The organism is Pseudomonas brassicacearum, assembly GCF_000585995.1.
In the GTDB taxonomy this organism is placed as follows: Bacteria; Pseudomonadota; Gammaproteobacteria; order Pseudomonadales; family Pseudomonadaceae; genus Aquipseudomonas; species Aquipseudomonas brassicacearum_A.
Genome location: NZ_CP007410.1, coordinates 3,208,116 through 3,229,856, shown reverse-complemented (window position 1 = coordinate 3,229,856; position 21,741 = coordinate 3,208,116). Strand labels below are relative to the sequence as shown.

General features: G+C 61.9%; 20 protein-coding genes. 4 read left to right on the top strand and 16 right to left on the bottom strand.

Features of this window, described 5'->3' with window-relative positions; genetic code table 11:
• The first annotated feature begins 3 nt into the window (after positions 1-3).
• A complete protein-coding gene (locus CD58_RS14025) occupies positions 4-1,155 on the top strand; it encodes an acyl-CoA dehydrogenase family protein (RefSeq protein WP_025213627.1) in 1,152 nt (383 codons plus the stop codon).
• A 790-nt stretch (positions 1,156-1,945) separates the two neighbouring features.
• On the opposite strand, the gene CD58_RS14020 is transcribed toward CD58_RS14025, so the two are convergent.
• The 11 genes from CD58_RS14020 to pssA form a co-directional block, all read right to left on the bottom strand.
• Positions 1,946-2,719 carry an enoyl-CoA hydratase gene (locus CD58_RS14020; protein ID WP_025213626.1) on the bottom strand — a complete coding sequence of 258 codons (774 nt, stop codon included), beginning with the start codon at positions 2,717-2,719 and terminating at the stop codon, positions 1,946-1,948.
• A gap of 13 nt (positions 2,720-2,732) precedes the next feature.
• Positions 2,733-3,860 (bottom strand): acyl-CoA dehydrogenase, encoded by a 1,128-nt coding sequence (locus CD58_RS14015; RefSeq protein ID WP_025213625.1) that lies wholly within the window; start codon positions 3,858-3,860, stop codon positions 2,733-2,735.
• Positions 3,861-3,869: 9 nt separating this feature from the next.
• Positions 3,870-5,057, bottom strand: a complete 1,188-nt coding sequence (locus tag CD58_RS14010) for an acetyl-CoA C-acyltransferase (protein ID WP_162178156.1) — start codon at positions 5,055-5,057, stop codon at positions 3,870-3,872.
• A gap of 10 nt (positions 5,058-5,067) precedes the next feature.
• On the bottom strand, positions 5,068-5,829 hold the full coding sequence (locus CD58_RS14005; RefSeq protein WP_025213623.1) for an SDR family NAD(P)-dependent oxidoreductase: 762 nt from the start codon (positions 5,827-5,829) through the stop codon (positions 5,068-5,070).
• A gap of 16 nt (positions 5,830-5,845) precedes the next feature.
• Entirely contained in the window at positions 5,846-7,510 is a 1,665-nt protein-coding gene (locus CD58_RS14000) for an AMP-binding protein (protein ID WP_025213622.1), read from the bottom strand.
• 296 nt (positions 7,511-7,806) lie between these two features.
• Positions 7,807-9,330, bottom strand: a complete 1,524-nt coding sequence (locus CD58_RS13995) for an ArnT family glycosyltransferase (RefSeq protein ID WP_038436638.1) — start codon at positions 9,328-9,330, stop codon at positions 7,807-7,809.
• A 1-nt stretch (position 9,331) separates the two neighbouring features.
• A complete protein-coding gene (locus tag CD58_RS13990) occupies positions 9,332-9,625 on the bottom strand; it encodes a lipid-A-disaccharide synthase N-terminal domain-containing protein (RefSeq protein WP_025213620.1) in 294 nt (97 codons plus the stop codon).
• A 1-nt stretch (position 9,626) separates the two neighbouring features.
• Positions 9,627-10,370, bottom strand: coding sequence for a glycosyltransferase family 2 protein (locus CD58_RS13985; RefSeq protein ID WP_025213619.1), 744 nt, complete (start codon positions 10,368-10,370; stop codon positions 9,627-9,629).
• A 28-nt stretch (positions 10,371-10,398) separates the two neighbouring features.
• Positions 10,399-11,370 carry an NAD-dependent epimerase gene (locus CD58_RS13980; RefSeq protein ID WP_025213618.1) on the bottom strand — a complete coding sequence of 324 codons (972 nt, stop codon included), beginning with the start codon at positions 11,368-11,370 and terminating at the stop codon, positions 10,399-10,401.
• A gap of 150 nt (positions 11,371-11,520) precedes the next feature.
• Positions 11,521-12,537 (bottom strand): AraC family transcriptional regulator, encoded by a 1,017-nt coding sequence (locus CD58_RS13975; protein ID WP_025213617.1) that lies wholly within the window; start codon positions 12,535-12,537, stop codon positions 11,521-11,523.
• Between the two features lie 11 nt (positions 12,538-12,548).
• Entirely contained in the window at positions 12,549-13,892 is a 1,344-nt protein-coding gene (pssA, locus tag CD58_RS13970) for a CDP-diacylglycerol--serine O-phosphatidyltransferase (protein WP_025213616.1), read from the bottom strand.
• A gap of 121 nt (positions 13,893-14,013) precedes the next feature.
• On the opposite strand from pssA, the gene CD58_RS13965 reads away from it, so the two are divergent.
• The 3 genes from CD58_RS13965 to CD58_RS13955 all read left to right on the top strand — a co-directional run bounded on the left by CD58_RS13965 (position 14,014) and on the right by CD58_RS13955 (position 15,774).
• Positions 14,014-14,583, top strand: coding sequence for a TetR/AcrR family transcriptional regulator (locus CD58_RS13965; protein ID WP_025213615.1), 570 nt, complete (start codon positions 14,014-14,016; stop codon positions 14,581-14,583).
• Between the two features lie 56 nt (positions 14,584-14,639).
• Complete coding sequence (locus tag CD58_RS13960) at positions 14,640-15,119, top strand: DUF1348 family protein (protein WP_025213614.1); 480 nt, start codon at positions 14,640-14,642, stop codon at positions 15,117-15,119.
• A gap of 319 nt (positions 15,120-15,438) precedes the next feature.
• Positions 15,439-15,774, top strand: coding sequence for a hypothetical protein (locus CD58_RS13955; RefSeq protein ID WP_235195303.1), 336 nt, complete (start codon positions 15,439-15,441; stop codon positions 15,772-15,774).
• A 3-nt stretch (positions 15,775-15,777) separates the two neighbouring features.
• Here CD58_RS13955 and CD58_RS13950 read toward each other — a convergent pair whose 3' ends face one another.
• The 5 genes from CD58_RS13950 to CD58_RS13930 are packed head-to-tail and all read right to left on the bottom strand — an operon-like array spanning position 15,778 to position 21,735.
• Positions 15,778-16,401, bottom strand: a complete 624-nt coding sequence (locus CD58_RS13950) for an RraA family protein (protein ID WP_025213613.1) — start codon at positions 16,399-16,401, stop codon at positions 15,778-15,780.
• Positions 16,398-17,204 (bottom strand): IucA/IucC family C-terminal-domain containing protein, encoded by an 807-nt coding sequence (locus CD58_RS13945; RefSeq protein ID WP_025213612.1) that lies wholly within the window; start codon positions 17,202-17,204, stop codon positions 16,398-16,400. The genes CD58_RS13950 and CD58_RS13945 overlap by 4 nt, the downstream gene beginning before the upstream one ends.
• A 20-nt stretch (positions 17,205-17,224) precedes the next feature.
• A complete protein-coding gene (locus tag CD58_RS13940; protein WP_025213611.1) occupies positions 17,225-19,072 on the bottom strand; it encodes an IucA/IucC family protein in 1,848 nt (615 codons plus the stop codon).
• 30 nt (positions 19,073-19,102) lie between these two features.
• Positions 19,103-19,876, bottom strand: coding sequence for an HpcH/HpaI aldolase family protein (locus CD58_RS13935; RefSeq protein ID WP_025213610.1), 774 nt, complete (start codon positions 19,874-19,876; stop codon positions 19,103-19,105).
• A complete protein-coding gene (locus tag CD58_RS13930) occupies positions 19,870-21,735 on the bottom strand; it encodes an IucA/IucC family protein (RefSeq protein ID WP_025213609.1) in 1,866 nt (621 codons plus the stop codon). The genes CD58_RS13935 and CD58_RS13930 overlap by 7 nt, the downstream gene beginning before the upstream one ends.
• Positions 21,736-21,741 lie beyond the last annotated feature (6 nt).

Below are 21,741 nucleotides of genomic sequence, written 5' to 3'. Positions count from 1 at the left end.
GCCATGCACGATCTCGAACTGACCGAAGAACAAGTGATGATCCGCGACATGGCCCGGGATTTTGCCCGTGGCGAAATCGCGCCTCATGCCCAGGCCTGGGAAAAGGCCGGCTGGATCGACGATGGACTGGTGTCGAAGATGGGTGAACTGGGCCTGCTGGGCATGGTGGTGCCCGAAGAATGGGGCGGCACCTATGTCGACTACGTGGCCTACGCCCTGGCGGTGGAGGAAATCTCCGCGGGCGATGGCGCCACGGGGGCGCTGATGAGCATCCACAACTCGGTGGGTTGCGGGCCCGTCCTCAACTACGGCACCGACGAGCAGAAACAGACGTGGCTGGCCGATCTCGCCAGCGGCCAGGCCATTGGTTGCTTCTGCCTGACCGAACCCCAGGCTGGCTCCGAGGCCCATAACCTGCGCACCCGCGCCGAACTGCGCGAAGGCCAATGGGTCATCAACGGCGCCAAGCAGTTCGTCAGTAACGGCAAGCGCGCGAAACTGGCGATTGTCTTTGCCGTGACGGACCCTGAGCTGGGCAAGAAAGGCATCTCGGCGCTCCTGGTGCCCACCGATACGCCGGGGTTTATCGTCGATCGCACCGAACACAAAATGGGCATTCGCGCCTCGGACACCTGCGCCGTCACCTTGAGCAACTGCACCATCCCCGAAGCCAACCTGTTGGGCGCGCGTGGCAAAGGCCTGGCCATCGCCCTCTCCAACCTCGAAGGCGGTCGTATCGGCATCGCGGCGCAGGCCTTGGGCATCGCTCGTGCGGCGTTCGAAGCCGCATTGGCTTACTCGCGGGATCGGGTGCAGTTCGACAAGCCGATCATCGAGCACCAGAGCATCGCCAACCTGTTGGCCGACATGCACACCCGCCTGAACGCCACCCGCCTGCTGATCCTGCATGCCGCCCGGTTACGCAGCGCCGGCAAACCATGCTTGTCGGAGGCGTCCCAGGCCAAGCTGTTCGCCTCGGAAATGGCCGAGAAGGTCTGTTCCTCGGCGATACAGATTCATGGTGGGTACGGCTATCTCGAGGATTACCCGGTAGAGCGCTACTACCGCGATGCGCGGATTACCCAGATCTATGAAGGGTCGAGCGAGATCCAGCGGATGGTCATCGCCCGGGAGTTGAAACACTACCTGGTGTGATGGCTGGAAAAAGCATCGCGAGCAAGCTCGCTCCCACAGGGTTTGGTGGTGTACGCAAATGCTGCGTACACCCGAGATCCAGTGTGGGAGCGGGCTTGCTCGCGAAAGCGGTGGGTCAGTCACTTCTATGCTGGATGTACCGGCGTCTTCGCGGGCAAGCCCGCTCCCACAGGGTTTGGTGGTGTACGCAAATGCTGCGTACACCCGAGATCCAGTGTGGGAGCGGGCCTGCTCGCGAAAGCGGTAGGTCAGTCACTTCTGCTGGATGTACCGGCGTCTTCGCGGGCAAGCCCGCTCCCACAGGAGGCGGTGGTGTACGCAAATGCTGCGTACACCCGAGATCCAATGTGGGAGCGGGCCTGCTCGCGAAAGCGGTGGGTCAGTCACTTCTATGCTGGATGTACCGGCATCTTCGCGGGCAAGCCCGCTCCCACAGGAGGCGGTGGTGTACGCAAATGCTGCGTACACCCGAGATCCAATGTGGGAGCGGGCTTGCTCGCGAAAGCGGTGGGTCAGTCACTTCTATGCTGGATGTACCGGCATCTTCGCGGGCAAGCCCGCTCCCACAGGGGGCGGTGGTGTATGCAAATGCTGTGTACACCCGAGATCCAGTGTGGGAGCGGGCTTGCTCGCGAAAGCGGTAGGTCAGTCACTTCTATGCTGGATGTACCGGCATCTTCGCGGGCAAGCCCGCTCCCACAGGGTTTGGTGGTGTACGCAAATGCTGCGTACACTTCCGGCGCCCTGTGGGAGCGAGCTTGCTCGCGATGGCGTCAATGAAGACGCCGCATTACTTATCCTGAAACTCCGCCGCGCGCTTGGCCACGAAGGCCGCCATGCCTTCCTTCTGATCCTGCGTTGCAAACGCCGCGTGGAAGACCCGGCGCTCGAATCGCACGCCTTCGGACAGGCTGACCTCAAAGGCGCGGTTGACGCTTTCCTTGACCATCATGCTGATGGGCACTGATTTAGAGGCGATCAACGCAGCGGTTTTCAGTGCGTCATCCAGCAGTTCATCGGCCGGTACGATCCGCGCCACGATACCGCAGCGTTCGGCCTCCACCGCGTCGATGAAGCGCCCAGTCAGGCACATTTCCATGGCTTTGGCCTTGCCCACCGCCCGGGTCAGGCGCTGGGTGCCGCCCATGCCCGGCAGCACGCCGAGGTTGATTTCCGGCTGGCCGAACTTGGCGTTATCGCCCGCCAGGATGAAGTCGCACATCAAGGCCAGCTCACAGCCTCCGCCCAAGGCGAAACCGTTCACCGCGGCGATGATCGGCTTGCGACGGTTAGCCACGCGGTCGCTGTCGCTGAACAGATCATCCAGATAAATCTGCGGGTAGGTCAGCTCAGCCATTTCCTTGATGTCAGCACCGGCGGCAAAGGCCTTTTTCGAGCCGGTCAGCACGATGCAGCCAATCTTCGGATCCGCCTCCAGGCTGTCCAGCGCCTGGTTCAACTCGCTGACGATCTGCGCGTTCAAGGCATTCAACGCCTGGGGACGGTTGAGGGTGATCAGACCGACGCGGTCCTTGATCTCCAATAAAATCGTTTCGTAGTTCATGCAGGACTCCTGTTCAAAGATTGCGCGAAATGACCATGCGCTGAATGTCGCTGGTGCCTTCGTAGATCTGGCAGACCCGCACGTCGCGGTAGATGCGCTCCAGCGGGAAGTCGTTGAGGTAACCGTAACCGCCAAGGGTTTGCAACGCCATGGAGCAGACTTTTTCGGCCATTTCCGAGGCGAACAGCTTGGCCATGGACGCTTCCACCAGCGCCGGTTGACCGCTGTCCCGCAGGGCGGCGGCGTAATGCACCATTTGCCGGGCCACCGCGATCTGGGTGGCCATGTCGGCCAGACGGAACGCCACGGCCTGGTGCTCGATGATCGGTTTACCGAAACTCTGCCGTTCCCGGGCATAGTCGCGGGCAGCCTCGAACGCAGCGCGGGCCATGCCCACCGACTGCGCCGCGATGCCGACCCGCCCGCCTTCCAGGTTGGCCAGGGCGATCCTGTAGCCCTCACCCTCCTCCCCCAGGCGATTGCCCACCGGCACCTTCACATCCTCGAAGAGAATCTGGCAGGTGTCGGAGGCGTGCTGGCCGAGCTTGTCTTCAACCCGCGCCACGGTATAACCCGGCGAATCGGTCGGCACGATGAACGCACTGATGCCACGTTTTCCGGCGCTCGGATCGGTTACCGCGAACACGATCACCACGCCGGCGTTCTGCCCCGATGTGATGAACTGTTTGCAGCCGTTGAGCACGTAGTGATCGCCATTCAGCTTGGCGCGGGTCTTCAGGCCGCTGGCATCGGAACCGGCCTGGGGCTCGGTCAAGGCAAAGGCGCCGAGCATCGCGCCGCTGGCCAGCGGCTTGAGGAAACGCTCTTTCTGCTCGTCGTTGCCATACTTGAGGATCGGCACGCAGCCCACCGAATTGTGCACGCTCATGATCGTCGAGCACGCTCCGTCGCCAGCGGCGATTTCTTCCAGGGTCATGGCATAGGCCAGGTAACCGGTGTCGCAGCCGCCCCACTGCTCCGGCACGAGCATGCCGAAGAACCCCAGCTCGGCCATCTCGCCGATGGCTTCTTTCGGGAAGCGGTGCTCACGGTCCCACTCGGCGGCGAACGGTTTCAAGCGTTCCTGGGCGAAGTCTCGGGCCATGTCGCGGATTTGCGTCTGTTCTTCAGTCGGAAGCATGTTGATTCCTTAATACAGGCATTCGACGGCCATGGCCGTGGCTTCGCCGCCGCCGATGCAAATTGCCGCGACGCCGCGCTTGAGGCCTTTCTGGCGCAGGGCCGAGAGCAGCGTCACCAGGATCCGTGCGCCGGATGCGCCGATTGGGTGGCCCAGGGCGCAAGCGCCACCGTGAACATTGACCTTTTCATGGGGGATGTCCAATTGGTGCATGGCGACCAATCCCACCACGGCAAAGGCTTCGTTGACTTCGAACAGATCGACTTCATCCAGCGACCAACCGGTTTTGTGCAGCAGTTTTTTCACCGCGCCAATCGGCGCCGTCGGAAACAGGCTTGGGGTGTCGGCAAACGCCGCATGCCCATGAATCACCGCCAAGGGCTTCAAGCCCCGCTGCAGCGCCTGGCTCTGGCGCATCAGCACCAGGGCCGCTGCGCCATCGGAGATGGAACTGGCGTTGGCCGCTGTTACTGTGCCGCCCTCACGGAATGCCGGCTTGAGCGACTTGATCTTATCCAGCTTGGCTTTCGGCGGCTGTTCGTCGTGGCTGATCAGTACCTGCTCTTTGCCGACGGTCACCGTCAGCGGCACGATCTCGGCCTCGAAACTGCCGTCCTTGATCGCTTGTTGGGCGCGGGTGGTGGAGGCAATGGCAAAGGCATCCTGGGCTTCACGGCTCAAACCGTTGGCTTCGGCGCAATCCTCGGCGAAGGTGCCCATCAGGCGGCCCTTGTCGTAGGCGTCTTCGAGGCCGTCTAAGAACATGTGATCCAGCACCTTGCCGTGGCCCATGCGGTAGCCGCTACGGGCGCGATCGAGCAGATACGGGGCGTTGGACATGCTTTCCATGCCGCCGGCCACCACCACCTCGGCACTGCCGGCGATGAGCATGTCATGGGCGAGAATCGCCGCTTCCATGCCCGAACCGCACATCTTGTTGAGCGTGGTGCAACGGGCCGACTTGTCGAGCCCGGCCCCCAGCGCCGCCTGCCGGGCCGGGGCCTGGCCCAGGCCAGCCGCGAGCACGCAACCAAACAGCACTTCTTCAACCGCAGTGGGCGCAATGCCGGCTCGCTCCACGGCGGCCTTGATGGCGGCCGCTCCCAGTTGGGGGGCGCTGAGGCTTTTCAGTTCACCCTGGAAACCGCCCATGGGGGTGCGGACGGCGCTGACAATGACAATCGGATCGTTGGACATGACTATTCTCCTACTTGGCCGCCATGCGCAAGGCACCGTCAAGACGGATCACCTCGCCGTTGAGCATGCTGTTTTCAATGATATGCCTGACCAGCGCCGCGTACTCGGCGGGTTTCCCAAGGCGCGGCGGAAACGGCACCCCGGCGGCCAGGGAGTCGCGTACCTCGGGTGTCATGCCTGCCATCATCGGGGTCTCGAAAATGCCCGGGGCGATGGTCATCACTCGGATGCCAAAGCGTGCCAACTCCCGGGCGGCCGGCAGGGTCAGGCTGGCGATAGCGCCCTTGGAAGCCGCATAGGCCGCCTGGCCGATCTGGCCGTCAAAGGCCGCCACGGACGCGGTGTTGATAATCACGCCACGCTCGCCGTCGGCATTGGCCTCGGTTTCGGCAATGGCTGCCGCTGCCAGACGCAACAGGTTGAAGCTGCCGATCAGGTTGACGTTGATCACCTGGCTGAAACTGGCCAAGGCATGCGGGCCGTTCTTGCCGAGGATTTTCTCGCCGCGCACGATGCCCGCGCAGTTCACCAGGCCATTGAGGCCACCGAAGGCCGTGACCGTGGCCTTGACCGCCGCCTCAGCCGCGGCCTCGTTGCTGATGTCGGCCACGACACTGTGGCAACCGAGCTTCTGCGCCTGGGCGGCCACGGCTTCGGCATTGAGGTCCACCAGCATCACCTTGGCGCCAGCCTTGACCAGCATCTCGCCGGTCGCCGCGCCGAGGCCGGACGCGCCGCCGCTGACGAGGAAAATCTTATTGTCGATCTGCATCATGGTTTCCTTGGGTTCAAGCTGAAACGTTCTGCGCCGCGGCCTCTTGAGCCTTGGCGATTTCCTGGTTGCGCAAGATAAAGCGCTGCAATTTGCCGCTTGGGGTTTTCGGCAAGTCGCTGACAAATTCGATTTCACGGGGGTATGCATGGGCCGCCAGGCGTTTGCGCACGTGCTGGCGCAGCTCTTCGGCCAGTTCCGGCGCGGCGCGGTATTGGCCGCTGAGCACTACGAAGGCCTTCACCAGCTCGGTGCGCTCCGGATCGGGTTTGCCGATCACCGCAGCCTCGACCACGGCCGGGTGTTCGATCAGGGCGCTTTCGACGTCGAACGGGCCGACGCGGTAGCCGGAGGTGGTGATCACGTCGTCGCTGCGCCCCACGAAGCTGATACTGCCGTCCGGGTTCAGCTCCACGGTGTCGCCGCTCAAGTAATAGTCACCGACAAAAGCCTTGGTCGGCCCGCCTTCGTATCCGGCAAACCAACACATGGGCGACTGGCTGCGATCCACCGCCAGGATACCGGGCTGGCCCACGCCCAGTTCCTGATGGTTTTCATCCAACACCACGATCCGGTGGCCCGGCGAAGCGAAACCGGCCGCGCCCAGGTGCACCGGATGTTCCAGCCCGTGGTGGTTGCACAGCACCATGCCCAGTTCGGTCTGGCCGTAATGATCGTGGATCACCACGTTCAGGTTGTCGGCAAACCAGCGGATCACCTCCGGGTTCAGCGGCTCGCCGGCGCTGCTGACGATGCGCAGCTTGCCCTGGATCGACCGGGCGAACTGCTCGCCCCCGGCAATCAACAGGCGATAGGCCGTGGGCGAGCCCGTGAGGTTGGTGATGCCGTATTTATTGATGATCCGGCAGGTGCTTTCCAGGGTGAACGGGCCATCGTAGAACGTGATGGGATGCCCCATGGCCAACGGCCCGGTCACGCCGAAATAGATACCGTAGGCCCAACCCGGGTCGGCGACGTTCCAGAAAGCGTCTTCGGCACGCAGGTCTACCGCATCACGGGTGTAGTTCTGGAACGCGACAATGGCCTTGAGCGGCACCGACAGCGCCTTGGCAGGTCCCGTGGTACCGGAGGTGAACATCAGCAGGAACGGGTCTTCGCCAGTGAGCATCACCGGTTCGCACTGGCTGGAATGGTTGGCCACTTCGGCCCAGAAGCTGTAGTCGCCGCGAACGATACCCCGGCCTTTTTCGCCGCCGACTGTAACGACAGTGGGACAAGCAGCTACGTCGTTGAGCTTGGGGCGATTAACCCCGTCGGTGACGACCAGCCGTGCGCCGGAGCTGGCGAGGCGATGCTCGATGGCCTTGGGGCCGAACGCAGTGAACAGCGGCTGATACACCGCCCCGATGCGCCAGGTAGCGAGCACCACGATCAGCAGCTCGGCGGTGCGCGGCAGCAGGCCAGCCACTTTATCGCCCTTGCCGACGCCTTGGGCGAGCAGGAAATTGGCGAAACGCGCGGCGTTGTCCTGCAAGTCCCGGTAGGTCCAGGTGGCGTCCGTGCCGTCGCGGCCCTCCCAGAACAGGGCTATGCGCCCCGGCAACGCGTGCCGGTCGCAACATTCGACGCAGGCATTGAGAGCCTCGAGTGAGCCGTGCAGTGCGGCGTTGACGCTTTGCAGGTAATCGAACTGCGTCGTGGCGGAGGAGTAATCGCGCATGACCAGAATCCCTCTGTATTTGTTATTGGCTGGGGGAACCGTAAATAGCAGGGAAATACTCGCGCCGAAGGGCTCCGGCGGCAATGGTCAAAGCTATCAAGTTGCTTGACTGGTTTGGCCAATGGTCTGGGGATGTGTTGTCTGTGCGGGCCCCTGTGGCGAGGGAGCTTGCTCCCGCTGGGGCGCGAAGCGGCCCCAAACCTGACAACCCGGTGTGTCAGGAAAATTGAGTTGACTGCTTTGGGGCTGCTGCGCAGCCCAGCGGGAGCAAGCTCCCTCGCCACAGGGGGCAACCACTACAAAGGATGCGCCCAAGTGAATGAATAAACTTTCTCTGGCGCCGGCGACTGGCAATCCCGGTTATCCGCATCAGCCCCCACCAGGAACCACTCGGCCCTTGAGGTATTGCCAACACTGCGAGCCTTTTGCGGGTCGTAGCAGCGCGCCAGGTCCCGGGCAGGCACCAAGGCATAGGCCTGCGGATGACTGCGAAGCCAGACAGCGGATTGTTCCAGCGAGTGGCGGCTATGAAACCCAAAGTGCACGATGGGTTGCCGGGCGAACAACCAATGCCCTTCACGCCACCCCACCAGTACCAACTCAGCATTGCCCGTCAGCCGCGCTACATCGCCCATGAGGGTTTCATGGGGGTTGATGCCTTCCTTATGGGGCTCGACGAAGCCGCGAACCAACCAAGCGCACAACCAAACCGCCGTCAATACGGCGAATACCGTCCTGCCCCTCGGACGTTGGCTGAACCAACGGCGCAGCAACCACGGAACCAGCGGCGCCACCAGCAGAACCAAGGCCGGCAACGCAGGAAAGATATACAGCTTGCGTTTGCCGCTGCTCAAGCTGAAGAACAGCAGCACCAGCGCCACCCAACCGAGCAGCACCAACACTCGACCGTCGTGCTTGAGCAACTGCTTGCGCCAGGCTGGCACCAGCCAGGGCAGCATGAAAACAATCGGCAACCAGTACTTGGGAATCACCTGGACGAAGAAATACCAGAAAGGTTCGCGGTGCTCCCAGGCATTGGCGTAACGCCCAGCGGTCTGCTTCAGCAGGATTTCCTGGGCGTACGCCAAGCTGTCGGGACTGCCCTGCCACACGATCAACAGCAAAGGCCCTAGCCATGACGCAATGGCTGCCAGCGCCACGGCCAGCCCCAGCCACCAATGCCCTGCCTTGCCAGGCATCGGCACCACCCCTTTCCAACCGTTGCGCACGGCATAGGCGTAGGGAATCAGCATCAACACCGGCAGAAACCCCACGCCTTTGCTGATAATGCCAAACCCCATCGCCGCGCAGGCCAGGTAGTACCAGCGCCAGGCCGGGCCGAGCAATAGATGCCGGCACAAGCCATAGATCCCCAGGATGGTCCAGAGTGCGAGGAAGCCATCGATCTGCCCGGTCCGCAGGATGCTGTAGGTCTGGTAGGTCGCCAGGAATAACAGCACCGCAATGACACCGACACGCCGTCCCCACAAGCGACGGCCCAGGTCATACAGGCAGGCCGTGGTCACGGCGCTTGCCAGCAGCGCAGGCAAATACAGGGCAACTTTCGGTAAGTGGGTCAGTTGCACGAACAGCGCCACCGCCCACAGAAACAGGGGCGGCTTGTCGGCGTAGATCTCACCGGCGCGATGGGGAATGAACCACGAACCGTTCTGCAGCATTTCCAAGGCCACGCCGAGGAAACGCTCTTCATCGACATTCATCGGTTGGCGCCAACCGAGACCGGCGCCCACCATGACTAACGTCAACAACACAAAAGCCAGCAGCTCCAAACGCGAGGAGGACAGTCGTATTCGCACCATTTCAGCCCTTTTCCGCCTGTTCGCGGCTTTGCTGCTCGTGATGCTTGGCGATCAACTGCAAATTACGCAGGTACACAATGAAACCGAAGGACTGGCCGACAATGAAAACCGGGTCTTCACGGTAGATGGCGTAGGCCAGCAACAGCGCGCTACCAACGATACTCAGGTACCAGAACCCGACGGGGATCACGCTGCGCTTCTTGTATTCGCTGTAGAGCCATTGCAGGACAAATCGTCCGGTAAAGGCAAACTGGCCGGCGAAACCAACGGCCAGCCACACAGATTCTCTGCCCATCTCAGACCTCGGTTTCTTGTGCGTTGAATTCCAGGCGGGTGCGTTTGATCAGCCACCACACCCCGAACAGATCGACAATGCCCACCAGTGCCCGATCCAGGTTGCCGTAATTGGACACCCCTGCTCCGCGTTCACGGTGGTTCACCGGTTGAATCAACATTCGGCCGTTATGGCGGCGGATCAGCGCAGGAATGTAGCGATGCATGTGATCGAAATATGGCAGGCGCAGAAAGGCCTGGCGCTCGATCAATTTGATACCGCACCCGGTATCGGGCGTCTGGTCTTTGAGCAAACGGGCGCGCAGCCTGTTCGCAAATCGCGAAGCCCAGCGCTTGCTGGCCGTATCCCGGCGATTCACCCGGTGGCCTGCGACCAGTTTTACCCCCCCGGGCTTACCCTCTGAACCCCGTACCAAGTCCAACATCTTCGGCAAATCCGCGGGATCGTTCTGCCCATCACCATCGAGCGTTGCCAACCAGTGCCCGCGCGCCACCTGGGCCGCCTGATAAATCGAGGTGCTCTGCCCGAGGGAGCGGGCATGACTGAGCACGCGCAATTGACGATAGCCATCACCTTGCAGTGTGCGTAATTCAGCGGCGGTGGCATCGGTGCTGCCATCGTCGACCACAATCACTTCAAATGTTTCATTGGCCAACGCTGCACGCACTTCCTCCAACAATGGAATGAGGTTGCCGGCTTCGTTTTTTGCCGGAATCAGGACCGACACATAAGGGCTTTCGTGCATGAGGTTTCCGTATAAAAGCTCAGGGGGGCTAAACGCCGTAATAGCTGCGGTACCAGTCGACAAATGACTGGACTCCCACGGGGACCGGGGTCTGCGGACGAAAACCCACGAAGTCCGCCAGTTCGCGGGTGTCGGCCCAGGTATTGACGACCTCGCCTGACTGCAGCGGCATGAAGTTTTTTATCGCGCGGATGCCTATGGCCTCTTCGAGGCATTCGATGAATTGCACAAGCTTCACCGGCGCGCCAAAGCCGATGTTGTAGACCTTGTTTCGTGCGCCGCCTTCCTCGGCAGGCGGCCGCGGTATCAAGCGCACCAAGCCCTCGACGATGTCGTCGATATAGGTGAAGTCACGGGACATCTCGCCGTCGTTGTACACGTCGATGGGTTGGCCTTTGATGATGGCGTCAGTGAACTTGAACAGCGCCATGTCAGGGCGGCCCCATGGTCCATACACGGTAAAAAAGCGCAGGCCGGTCGTGGGAATGCCGTAGAGATGGGCATAGGCGTGGGCCATCAGTTCATTGGCGCGTTTGGTCGCGGCATAGAACGACACCGGACGATCGACCGCGTCGGTGGTGGCATAGGGCAAGTGCTCGTTCAGTCCGTACACCGAACTGCTGGACGCGTAAATCAAGTGCGCCGGTCGATGGGCACGACAGGCTTCCAGCACGTTGAGGAATCCCACCAGGTTGCTTTGCGCATAGGTGTCCGGATTGTCGATGGAATAGCGCACCCCCGCTTGGGCGGCCAGGTGGACGACGTGCTCGAATGACTGTTGGGCAAACAGATCCAGCAGGGCTGGTTTGTCTGTCACATCCAGGCGCAGGAACTGGAAGTTACCGTATGCCTGGAGTTGTGCAAGTCGAGCCTGTTTCAGCTCGACGCTGTAGTAGCTGTTGAGGTTGTCGAGGCCAATGACCTGATGGCCATCGCTGCACAAGCGTTTGGCGGCATGGAACCCGATAAACCCGGCGACGCCGGTCACCAGTATTTTCATGCCCCGCTCCGTGCCGGCGTGCCTTCCTCAACTGCGTAATAGGTCACTTGCATAAATCACTCTGTTGGATGGCTTTCTTGTATCCACAGAGGCATATATCAAAAAAACATGACGGTTTTATGAGTGAGCGATGACAGCGATGGAAGGGGTTCAGGCGGAATCGTTGAGAATCAGGCTGCGGTAATGCCCCGGGTTGGACCCGGACCATTTGCGAAACGCCTTGTAGAAGGAGCTGGCATCGGCGAAGCCCAGGCGCGAGGCAATCTCGGCGAAGCTGATGGAGGGCTCGGCGAGCCAGGTGATCGCCAGTTCTTTGCGCACGTTGTCCTTGAGGCCTTGATAGGTCTGGCCCTCCTCCGCCAGACGCCGGCGCAGGGTGGAAGCGGACACACACAGCTGCTGGGCCAGGGCCTCGGTTTCCGGCCACTGCTCGGCCGGCAGCTGGCGCAAGTCGTGCCTGATGCGGCTGGCGAGGCTTTGCGGGTCGCGGTATTTGACCAGGATGTTGGCCGGCGCCTGGGCCAGGAAGCGCTTGAGTTCCTCGGCGCTGCGTCTGATGGGCAGGTCCAGGCATTCGGCGGCGAAGATCATCCGAGTCCGAGGCCGGTCGAAGCGCAGGTTCTGGGAAAACATCACTCGATAGTCGTCGCAGAAATCCGGCGCCGGGCAGCGTAACTCAACGGCAAGAATGGGAATGCGTCGCCCGGCCAGCCAGCAGGCTACGCCATGGACGATCATCCAATAGGTGAAATAAGTGAAGGCCCGACGCGGATCCTGATGGTCTTCCAACAGGACGATTTCCGCCAGGCTCTGCTGGCGCACCCATTGGGCCGGCAGGTGTTCGAGCATCAGCGACAGAAACCCCAACCCCGCCGTCAACCCCGCGGCCAGCGTGGGCTGGGCCATGGCGCACTGGCAGAGAAACGCCAGGCTGCCGGACTTGAGCCGGCGCGGGTCCATGCCAAAAAACTCGTCGTCAAGACGCCGCGCCAGCAAACGCCAGAGCCGCGCATAGGCATGGGCCGGCACCCGCGCCTGGGGATCATCAAGTAACCCCGGGTCGATGCCGACCTTGCTCAGCACCTCCTCAGTGGTGGCTCCAGGGACGCAGCTTTGCAGCAGCGCCTCTCGCACCAACTGGATGGAGATGGTGTCTTTTTCCGACATGGCGCGGGTTTTCACAGGATCCGGTAAAGCAGCCGTTCTATCCGCACCCGACTGACCCGCTTGAGGAACTTGCCCACTGCTGCGGGGTAATCTGGCAGGGTCTCGAGGTCCAGGTAGCGTTCGATCCGGCGGGTGTGCCGGTAGATCTGTTCAAGCTCGGCCTGACGCGGCCCCAGCAACTCGCCCTTGGGGTCGTCCAGCAACAGGGCGTTTTCCAGGTCCAGGCGAAAGGCCCGCGGGTTGAGGTTGTTGCCGGTGAGCAAGGTGTAGCGCTCGTCGACCCACATGCCCTTGAGGTGATAGGTGTTGTCACCGTCACGCCACAGGTGCAGGTTCAACTGCCCGCTGTCGATGTAGCGCTGATGCCGCTTGGCGAAACGCCGCAGGCTGATCTCGTAGAGATAAGGCAGCGCGGCGATGATCTTGAACGGCTCGCTCGGCGGAATGTAGAAATCGTTGGCGGTCTTGTCGCCGACGATGATGTCGATCTTGACCCCACGGGCCAGCGCACGGTTGATCTCCCGGGTCACGGCCAGGGGCAGGTTGAAGTACGGCGTGCAGATGGTCAGTTGCTGGCGGCTGCTGGCGATCAGTTCACCGATCACCCGGCTCAGCGGGTTGTTCTTGCCCACGCCGAGCAACGGACTCACCGACAGGCCGCTCTTGTCGAGGCTGCCGGCGTTGGTGTCATACGCCGCGTGTTTGAGGCGACTGCGCAGGTCGCCGATGTCATTGCGCAGGCTGCGGGTGCTGGGCAGGTTCGGCAGGTCCAGGCGATGCACCGCCTTGGAGGTGATCAAGCCGTGCTGCACCAGGTGTTGCATCGAATCGGCCAGTGCCGCGTTCTGCAACAGGTGGTAGCGGTCGTAACGGTACTTGTCGAACTTGTGCAGGTAGACGTTATTCAGGCTCGCGCCGCTGTAGAGCACACAGTCGTCGATCACGAAGCCTTTCAAGTGCAGCACGCCGAACAACTCGCGGGTCTGCACCGGTACGCCGTAGATCGGCACTTCGCTGGCATGGGTGCGCGTCTGTTCCTGGTACCAGGCCGAGTTGCCCGGCTGCTTCTTGGCGCCGATCAGCCCGCGCTGGGCCCGCAACCAATCCACCACCACGACGACATCCAGTTCGGGACGCGCCGCTTTGGCGGCATGCAGGGCATCGAGGATTTCCTGGCCGGCCTCGTCCTGTTGCAAGTACAGGGCGACGATGTAGATGCGCTGGGTGGCCTGGGCGATTTTCTCCAGCAGGCTACGGCGGAACTCGGCGGCGCCATCGAGGATGGTCACGGCATCGGCGGTCAGTGCAAAGCTGCGCAGCTTGGGCAGCAGGGAGCGTTTGAAAAGCGACGGCATAGGGCTCGCAAAAGGTCGATTCCGAAGAACGCATGAGCTTACACCATGGACGGGGTTGGGTCTTCCCGTCGTCATGAAAAAAGATTTGACCAAGGAGAACGATCGTTCTACTGTAATAACCATGAACGAAATCATTAGTAATGACACCCGAGACATCATCCTCGATGTCGCCGAAAAGTTGATCTATAAAAGTGGCATCGCGGCCACCGGCATGGACCTTCTGGTAAAAACCGCCGGCGTCTCCAGGAAAAGTATCTACCGCTATTTTGCCAACAAGGACGATCTGATCGTGGCTGCCCTCAAACGGCGCGACGAACGTTGGATGCACTGGTTCAGCAGCGAGGTCGACAAGGCACCGACGCCCGCCGCACGGCTGCTCAACCTGTTCACCGTGCTCAAGGATTGGTTCGGCAGCGAAGGCTTTCGCGGCTGTGCTTTCATCAACACCAGCGGTGAAACCGGCGACCCACAAGACCCGGTCCGCCAGGTGGCGAAGCTGCACAAACAGAAGTTGCTCGACTATGTCACCCGGCTGTGCGCTGACCAAGGTGTAGAAAACCCGGACGCCCTGGCCCGACAGTTACTGATCCTGATCGACGGCGCCATCACCGTCGCACTGGTCATGGGCGATCACAGCGCCGCTGACGATGCCCGGAACGTGCTCAACACTTTGTTGGTTGAAATCAACTGACTCACGCACTTCGTAAACCGCTGTACACATCCTTAATCACTGCCTGGAGAGTTGCCATGTCATCCCCTGCTGAAGTTCGTCCGCCCTTACCGCCCTTCACCCGCGAATCGGCTATCGAGAAAGTTCGACTGGCCGAGGACGGCTGGAACTCCCGGGACCCACAGCGGGTGTCCCTGGCCTATACGCTGGATACGCAATGGCGTAACCGCGCTGAGTTCGCCCATAACCGCGAAGAAGCCAAGGCGTTCCTGACCCGCAAATGGGCCAAGGAACTGGATTACCGGTTGATCAAGGAGCTGTGGGCCTTCACCGACAACCGCATCGCCGTGCGCTACGCCTATGAATGGCACGACGATTCGGGCAACTGGTTCCGCTCCTACGGTAATGAGAACTGGGAATTTGACGAGCAGGGCCTGATGTCCAACCGCTACGCCTGCATCAACGACATGCCGATCAAGGAAAACGAGCGTAAGTTCCATTGGCCGCTGGGACGCCGGCCGGATGATCATCCGGGGCTGTCCGAGTTGGGGCTGTAGGCCCTCTGGCCCACCACAATCCCTTGTGGGAGCGAGCTTGCTCGCGATGACGACGGCAGCTCCAACAGGGATGCAAGCTGACCCGCCGCTATCGCGAGCAAGCGCTCTCCCACAGGAGAGCGCTGGAGCACACAGTCACGACAGACAAATGGCCGCCCGACAGGGTTGACCCGCGAGACGCCAGGCATCACATTGCCTGAGCCAGCCCATCGCACCAGAGGCGGCTTCGTTGTGTTGCAGACCTTGTGGAGCCCATGACCGCGTCGATCCCGATTCGTCCCCCTGCCCGCCCGGCGTCTGTGATTGCGGGCGTGATGCGTTGCTGCAAACGCCTGGCAGCGACCTGCGCATCCTTTGCTTCAATCGCCAGGAAGAAAAACGCCTGCTCGAACGGTTGGAAAATATCCAGAGCCTGGCCGAGCTCGAGCGCCTACAGCAGCGTTTGTACGAGAACCTGGGCATCCGTCTGACCGTCGAACCCGGCTACAACGAAGTCCGGACTATGCGAGGCATCGCCATCGAATTCCAGGAACAGCCTGGCTTGTGTCGCAAGATTCGGCAGGCGATCCCGGCCGCCATCCGCCGTGGCCTGGAAAAACGCCCCGAAATCGCCTGGCGCCTGCTGGACGCCCACGACCTGTTCCGCGACGCCTGACCGTCAGCGCGCCGCCTGGATCCGTCGCAAGAACTCGGTTCTTTTCAATTGATCCGCCTGCTCCTTCGCCAACAATTTCGGCAACAGGTCGATGGCCTGTTGCACGCCGAGGATGAACACCCCGTCGTCGTCGCCGATCGCGATGTCACCGGGGTGCACCGTGATACCTGAAACCTGGATCGGTTGATTGACCTCGCCACCCAGGCCAAGGCTGCGGGTCGTGAACGCGCTGATACTGCGGCTGAACACTGGCAAGCGATGGGTGCGCAAGGCCACCACGTCGGTCACCGCGCCGCACACCACAACGCCGGCCAACCCTTTGATCAGGCCGGCCAGTGTTCGCAACTCCCCCCAACAGGCACATTCGGGGTCGCCCACGCACTCCACCACCAGCACATCCCCGGGTTCGCTGAGCAGCAAGGCTTCGCGCAGGACGCTGCCGTCCGGAGTGAAGAGCTTCACCGTAACGACTTTGCCCACCATGCGCAGGTTGTTGAACAACGGGCGGATACCCCGTAGATAACCGGCGTCCGTGAAGTGCCCGACGGTGGACGATGGGATGCTTCGGTACTGCGCCAACAGCGATTCGGTAACCCTCGTTAGCGACGGCGCGATTGAGTCATTCATGGTTTTTTTCTCTTTCGCAGCAACGGGCAGGCCGAACAGTATTCGACCGGGTTGCTGGCCCTGTAATAGAAACAGCAGGTACGCCGCAGACGCCGACAATCCAGGCCGTTGCCAAGGGGCATGAGGGGGCGGCGAAAATGCTGTAACGGGTTGTAGTCCAGGCCGAACAAGGCTGGATCGGCCTGGTTCAGCAGCCAATCGAAGTCAGCCTCGACACGGCGGCGTACGGAAGGATCTTGAAGGCTGTCCATGCGTTTTTCGTACAGCGAGTACACCCGTACCGCGGTGTTCTCCCAGAGAATGCGCCGGGAAATGCCGCTGACCTGGACGAAGCAATCCCACAGTGGCTTGAGCAACCCGGCGAACAAATTGCTGACCAACGTTTCGCGCCAGTGCTCCCGGTAGCCGTGGACGTAGCCCTGCGGTTCGAGGTCCAGCAGCGGCATCGACGAGGTCCAGAGCCCTTCGTCGTGGCCGTACTCGATGATGCAGTTATCCAGGGACAGCCGCAGCCCCTTGTCACATGCCGACAACGCATAAAGACAAGCGCCGGTCGCGAGGAACGCAATCCGCTTGCTCAACAACGAGGCGGTGATCGCCCGGGATGGCGAGCCGATAATCGGTGTCAGCTCATCCAACAAACGCAGGCACACGCCGCCGTCCAATAGTTCATGGGCTGCCAGGGAGCGCGCCGGATCGCGCGCCCCTGCCGGCTTGAGCCGCAAGGCGCCGCTGAGCACTGCCCATTCGCCCGCCGTAAAACTACGGGACACGTCGACAGTGGCCCGTTCAGCCCCTCCCATGCTATTAGCCGCCATGCCCTTCAGGCCTCCAGGGACAGCCGGCGGAACGGGTTGACCACCTCGCCCTTGCCGAACGGCATGCTGCCCGGGCCGCCGGCCCGCTCGATCATCGGAGTGAGCAACAGTTTCTGCGGCCAGTTCGGTGCTTCGAACAATTGGTGCTTGATCATCGCCCGCGCTTCGTCGTCGAAGTCGATGGTTTCGATCAGTTCGTCCAGCACGTCCCGCAGGGCCAGCCAAAAGCCCGTCACTGGCATCGAATAGACCTGCGCCAGGGTGTCCATGATCGCCCGCATGTTGACCTGGATACCCAGGGTCTGCAGCCAGAACAACAGGTCTTCCGGGCGCTCGTGGTACAGGGTATTGGCGTGGCCCTTCTTGATGCGATACACCGGGTCCGCCATGCCGTTGCGCTCGAGCCACGGCACGAAAATGCGCAGCGAATCGTGGTCGCGCAGCAGCAGGCCATCGGCGTGGCCGTCCTTCCAGACCAGCACCGCGTTCTGGCCGTGGACCTCGCCCAGCATGCCAAGACGGAACATGCGCAGGTTGATGTCAAAAAAGCTGCGGGCCAGCTCGCGGAACAAGGTCATGACCGATTCGGCCTCCGCCGGCAGGTTGCGGTATTGCATCCAGTCATCGAAGAAGTGCCGGTTGCTGCCCGGCAACGGCGTGCCCAGGGCAGCCATGGGCAGCAACCGGGTATCGGCATCGTCGAGCAACGCGCTCGGGTAGCCCCGGACCATCGCCGACAGGTGTCGTGGTGCTTCGTCGAACAGCGTGGCCTGCGGCGGCATGAACGCCCACCACTTGCCCTCATCGCACAGGTGCAGGGATTGGCGCAAGGTCGCGTCTTTCTCCAGCACCTCGTGCAGCAAGGCTTCGCTCAGGCCGCCGTTGATCATCTTCACCGCTGGCAGGTAGCGGGACGCGCCCAGGGAATGGATCGCCATCGGCAGCTTGAGGTAATCGGCGCTGTTAAAGCACGGTGTCATGGAACGCAGGGACGAGGTGGCGAAAAAATCGCCTTCATTGAAGCTCAGGCGCTGGCAGTCGCCCTTGGCGAACACCTCCCCCAGTTGCTTGTCGAGTACGTGTTCCCACTGCCACGGGTGGACCGGCAGCGCGACATGGCTGTCGGCCAAGCCGCGTTCTTGCATTTCCTGGGCGAGACGGGCCTGCAGATCCTGCGGCAGCAGGTAGCGCGCCGGGTAACACTGCGCCAGGTCACCCACGCCTGCGCCACATTGCAGCAGCATGCGATCCACCGCCACCCAGTTCAAGGCCACCGGACGGGCGAATTCGGCCTGGTAACGGCGATATTCTTGGTCGTCGAGGCCCTGCTTCGCCTTGGCCAGTGGGTGGTATGGACGGTCACGCAGCGAGGCCCATTGCTCCATGGTGCGGAAAAAAGTCGCTGGATCCTGGGCCATCAGGTCCCGGTCATCGACGGCGTGGGACAAGGACAGCGCCGTTTGGATAACGCTGGTGTGCAGCACATCGAGAAACAGGGCCAGGCCTTTATCATTGTCCTCGAAGCGTTCGCTCATCGCGCCGAACACACGCTTCATGAAGTCGTCCGGGGACAGGACCGTCCACTGTTCGTCCTGGCGCGCCAGCACCGGCGTGCCTGGGACCTTCTCCCATTGCTGGGTAATGCCGGGGCGCAGGGCGATGCTGATGTAGCGCTGTTCGGCCGGATCGCAGCACCACTCCCAAATGTGCCGCCCAGTCAGCGCTGGCGCTTTGGGATGGGCTTGCTGCCAGTCGACAACGTTCACCAGGGGCAAGGGATCGGAGCCAAAGAAATGCTCGGCCAGCAGGCAGTCCACCAGGTCCTGCATGACGATGTCGGCCGCTTGGCCCATGGCCTGTGGGGTCAGAGTAGTCATCTTGAGTCATTGTCCTTCTGAAGAAAGTGTGGCCAAGCGGCCCTGGAGAGCGCGGAACGCAATGCCGCGTTCGTCGCCCAGTACAAAGGTGTTCACCCCGCGGGCACGCCAGCGGGCGTGATCGTCGGGTTGGCGGGGAATCGCGCAATAGGGGACGCCGGCTGCGCGGGCCGCCTGCCAGGTGTCCAGCAAGGCCTGCTGCACCGCGGGCTCGTTGATCTGCCAGGGTGTTCCCAGGGATTGAGACAGGTCGGCGGCGCCCTCGAGGATCATGTCCAACCCGGGCACCGCTGCAATGTCCGCCGCCCGTCGTGCGCCTTCGGCGCTTTCGATCATCGCCACCACCATGATTTGCTCGTTGGCTCGCCCAACGTATTCGGCGAGGCTGTACTTACCAAACGAACCCGGGCGCCCGGCATTCAGGCTGCGTCGACCCAACGGGTGGTATTTGCACGCGGCAATCGCCTCGGCCAGTTGCTCCGGGCTTTCGATCATCGGCAACACGATGCCCTGGGCGCCGCCGTCGAGCAGGCGCAACAGGGTTTTCGGGTCCAGGTCCGCGACCCGCACCAGCGGCGTGATGGCGTAAGCCTCGGCCATGCGGATCATGTGCTCCACGGTCTCCGGGTTGATCAACACGTGCTCCATGTCGATGATCACGAAGTCGTAGCCGGCCTCGGCGATCAGCTCGATCGCCATCGCCGACGGGATCGAACTGATCAGGCCATAGGCGGCCTGCCCCGCGCCGAGCTTGAGTTTCAGTTGATTGGTTCTCAGCATGTGCGCGGCCTGAATGCGTGCAGCGGGTTGGGCACTGACTTGAAGCGCCGTTCGCCGTCGCCCAACAGGCGCCGCTTGGTCAGCTCTTCCACTTCATAAGAAGGCGCGAACACATCGAACAGCGCAAAGCGCTCGCGGTGTTGCGGGTGCGCAGTCTGGTAGGCCGTGATGACCTCGGCGGTCATCTGCCAGAAACGGCTTTCCTCCAGCTGATAATGCTGGTGCAGGAAAATAGCCATTTCCGCCAGGCAGATGAAGAAGAAACAGTCGCAGGAGAAATCGCGCACTGCATTGACGTCGTCGGTGAGGATGAACGAGTTGCGGTTCAACCGTGCATGGCTGGCGGGCAACGGCACCAGGGTCGGGCACAGTTCGGGGCGGGCCAGGTGCGCCGGGGAATAACGCACGCCGTCGTGGAAATCCTTGAGGGCAATGCGTTGCGGCCAGCCATCCTTGACGATCAGCACAATGTTCTGGCCGTGGGACTCCATGCCGATGCCTTCGGCGTACAGCATGTGGATGATCGGCGGCACGGTGACTTCCAGCAACTGTTGAGTCCAGGCCTGCAAGCCGTATTGGGCGATCCAGGCATCGATGAACGGCGCCTGCTCGCCCTCGCTGTAACGGTTCTCCACGTGGCTGAGGCCATTGAACGGCACGGCCTGCTCGCCGGGTTTGAGGTAACCGTGGATGCTTTCGCGCCAGATGGCCCCCAGGGTGCCATAGGCTTGAGAGGCGCGGCTGGCCGGCAGGTGGTCGTAACTGAAGCTGACCCCGGCCACCTCACCCAGGATGACAAAGTCCAAGGCGCGAGCGGTGCTGTCGGTGGCGATCAGCTGTTGTAGCCAATCTGTGATGATTGGGCCGTTCATCACGGTATGCCGCGCCAGAATCCGCGTGCTGGACGTGTTGGTCATGCTCATCGCCAATTTCACGTACGGGCGCTCGGGCGCACTGGCGTTGGCCAGGGTGCGGATCGATTGTTGGGCCTTGTAGTGATCGTCCGAAACACCGAGGTAAATCAGCTCGCCGCTGATCAGTTCGGGGTAAAAATTCGCGACGATGGTGTTCTCCCACTGCCACGGATGGACCGGGATCAGCCAGTAATCCTCCGGCGCCTGGCCGCGACTTTCGAGGACCTGCGCCAGTTGCTGCACGCGGCCTTCCCCTGCTTCCTGACGGATGAACGCTTCAAAATCCATGCTGTTCGAATGGTTCATCGCCCCGCAGGACTTGGCCACGGCCAGCCAGACGACTGCAATGGGATTGGCGAATTCCGGCCCGTACTCCGTGTTGTCCTGCAAGGAGAAACCGATCCGCGATTTGTAGCACGGGTGGTAACTGTGGGCGTCCATGAAGTGCTGTTCCAGCGCGTCCATGTCCAGCAGGTGCGTCGCACGAGGAGCGCTATAGCCCTGGCTGCGGGCCTGCAGGTCCTTGAGCTGGGTCTGTTCCAGTTCCTGGATAAAGCGTGGCAGGTGGACGCTGCCCTCGAACGCGCCGAGCAGTTCGGCCAGGGCCTGGTGCAGGTCCGGCGCCTGGGATTGACCCGCAGCATCCACTCGCTCAAGGCTGGCATGGTCCAGGCGAATCAGCTCGAAGCTGGTGCTACGCAGGCCGTTGCAGCGATAGTGCACCGGTTGCTGGTCGGCGTCGGTGCCTTGCACGATGAAACGATACCGACCGTCCTCCAAGGGTTGGTGCTGGTACGCCAGCACGTCTTCATACAGCAGGGTTTGCAGCAGTTGGCCCACTACGCGCTGTTGGACCCGCCGGCAGACATCGGCATCGACGGTCGCGAGCCAGGCACCCGGGCCAGAGGAAGCGCTCGGTTGCGGGTCTTTTTCAAAAATCGTCATGGGAAT

Bases quoted from the DNA above. Each gene is read 5' to 3' on its own strand.
- CD58_RS14025 (WP_025213627.1), top strand. From the start codon at position 4: ATGCACGATCTCGAACTGACCGAAGAACAAGTGATGATCCGCGACATG.
- CD58_RS14020 (WP_025213626.1), bottom strand. From the start codon at position 2,719: ATGAACTACGAAACGATTTTATTGGAGATCAAGGACCGCGTCGGTCTG.
- CD58_RS14015 (WP_025213625.1), bottom strand. From the start codon at position 3,860: ATGCTTCCGACTGAAGAACAGACGCAAATCCGCGACATGGCCCGAGAC.
- CD58_RS14010 (WP_162178156.1), bottom strand. From the start codon at position 5,057: ATGTCCAACGATCCGATTGTCATTGTCAGCGCCGTCCGCACCCCCATG.
- CD58_RS14005 (WP_025213623.1), bottom strand. From the start codon at position 5,829: ATGCAGATCGACAATAAGATTTTCCTCGTCAGCGGCGGCGCGTCCGGC.
- CD58_RS14000 (WP_025213622.1), bottom strand. From the start codon at position 7,510: ATGCGCGATTACTCCTCCGCCACGACGCAGTTCGATTACCTGCAAAGC.
- CD58_RS13995 (WP_038436638.1), bottom strand. From the start codon at position 9,330: ATGGTGCGAATACGACTGTCCTCCTCGCGTTTGGAGCTGCTGGCTTTT.
- CD58_RS13990 (WP_025213620.1), bottom strand. From the start codon at position 9,625: ATGGGCAGAGAATCTGTGTGGCTGGCCGTTGGTTTCGCCGGCCAGTTT.
- CD58_RS13985 (WP_025213619.1), bottom strand. From the start codon at position 10,370: ATGCACGAAAGCCCTTATGTGTCGGTCCTGATTCCGGCAAAAAACGAA.
- CD58_RS13980 (WP_025213618.1), bottom strand. From the start codon at position 11,370: ATGAAAATACTGGTGACCGGCGTCGCCGGGTTTATCGGGTTCCATGCC.
- CD58_RS13975 (WP_025213617.1), bottom strand. From the start codon at position 12,537: ATGTCGGAAAAAGACACCATCTCCATCCAGTTGGTGCGAGAGGCGCTG.
- pssA (WP_025213616.1), bottom strand. From the start codon at position 13,892: ATGCCGTCGCTTTTCAAACGCTCCCTGCTGCCCAAGCTGCGCAGCTTT.
- CD58_RS13965 (WP_025213615.1), top strand. From the start codon at position 14,014: ATGAACGAAATCATTAGTAATGACACCCGAGACATCATCCTCGATGTC.
- CD58_RS13960 (WP_025213614.1), top strand. From the start codon at position 14,640: ATGTCATCCCCTGCTGAAGTTCGTCCGCCCTTACCGCCCTTCACCCGC.
- CD58_RS13950 (WP_025213613.1), bottom strand. From the start codon at position 16,401: ATGAATGACTCAATCGCGCCGTCGCTAACGAGGGTTACCGAATCGCTG.
- CD58_RS13945 (WP_025213612.1), bottom strand. From the start codon at position 17,204: ATGGGAGGGGCTGAACGGGCCACTGTCGACGTGTCCCGTAGTTTTACG.
- CD58_RS13940 (WP_025213611.1), bottom strand. From the start codon at position 19,072: ATGGGCCAAGCGGCCGACATCGTCATGCAGGACCTGGTGGACTGCCTG.
- CD58_RS13935 (WP_025213610.1), bottom strand. From the start codon at position 19,876: ATGCTGAGAACCAATCAACTGAAACTCAAGCTCGGCGCGGGGCAGGCC.
- CD58_RS13930 (WP_025213609.1), bottom strand. From the start codon at position 21,735: ATGACGATTTTTGAAAAAGACCCGCAACCGAGCGCTTCCTCTGGCCCG.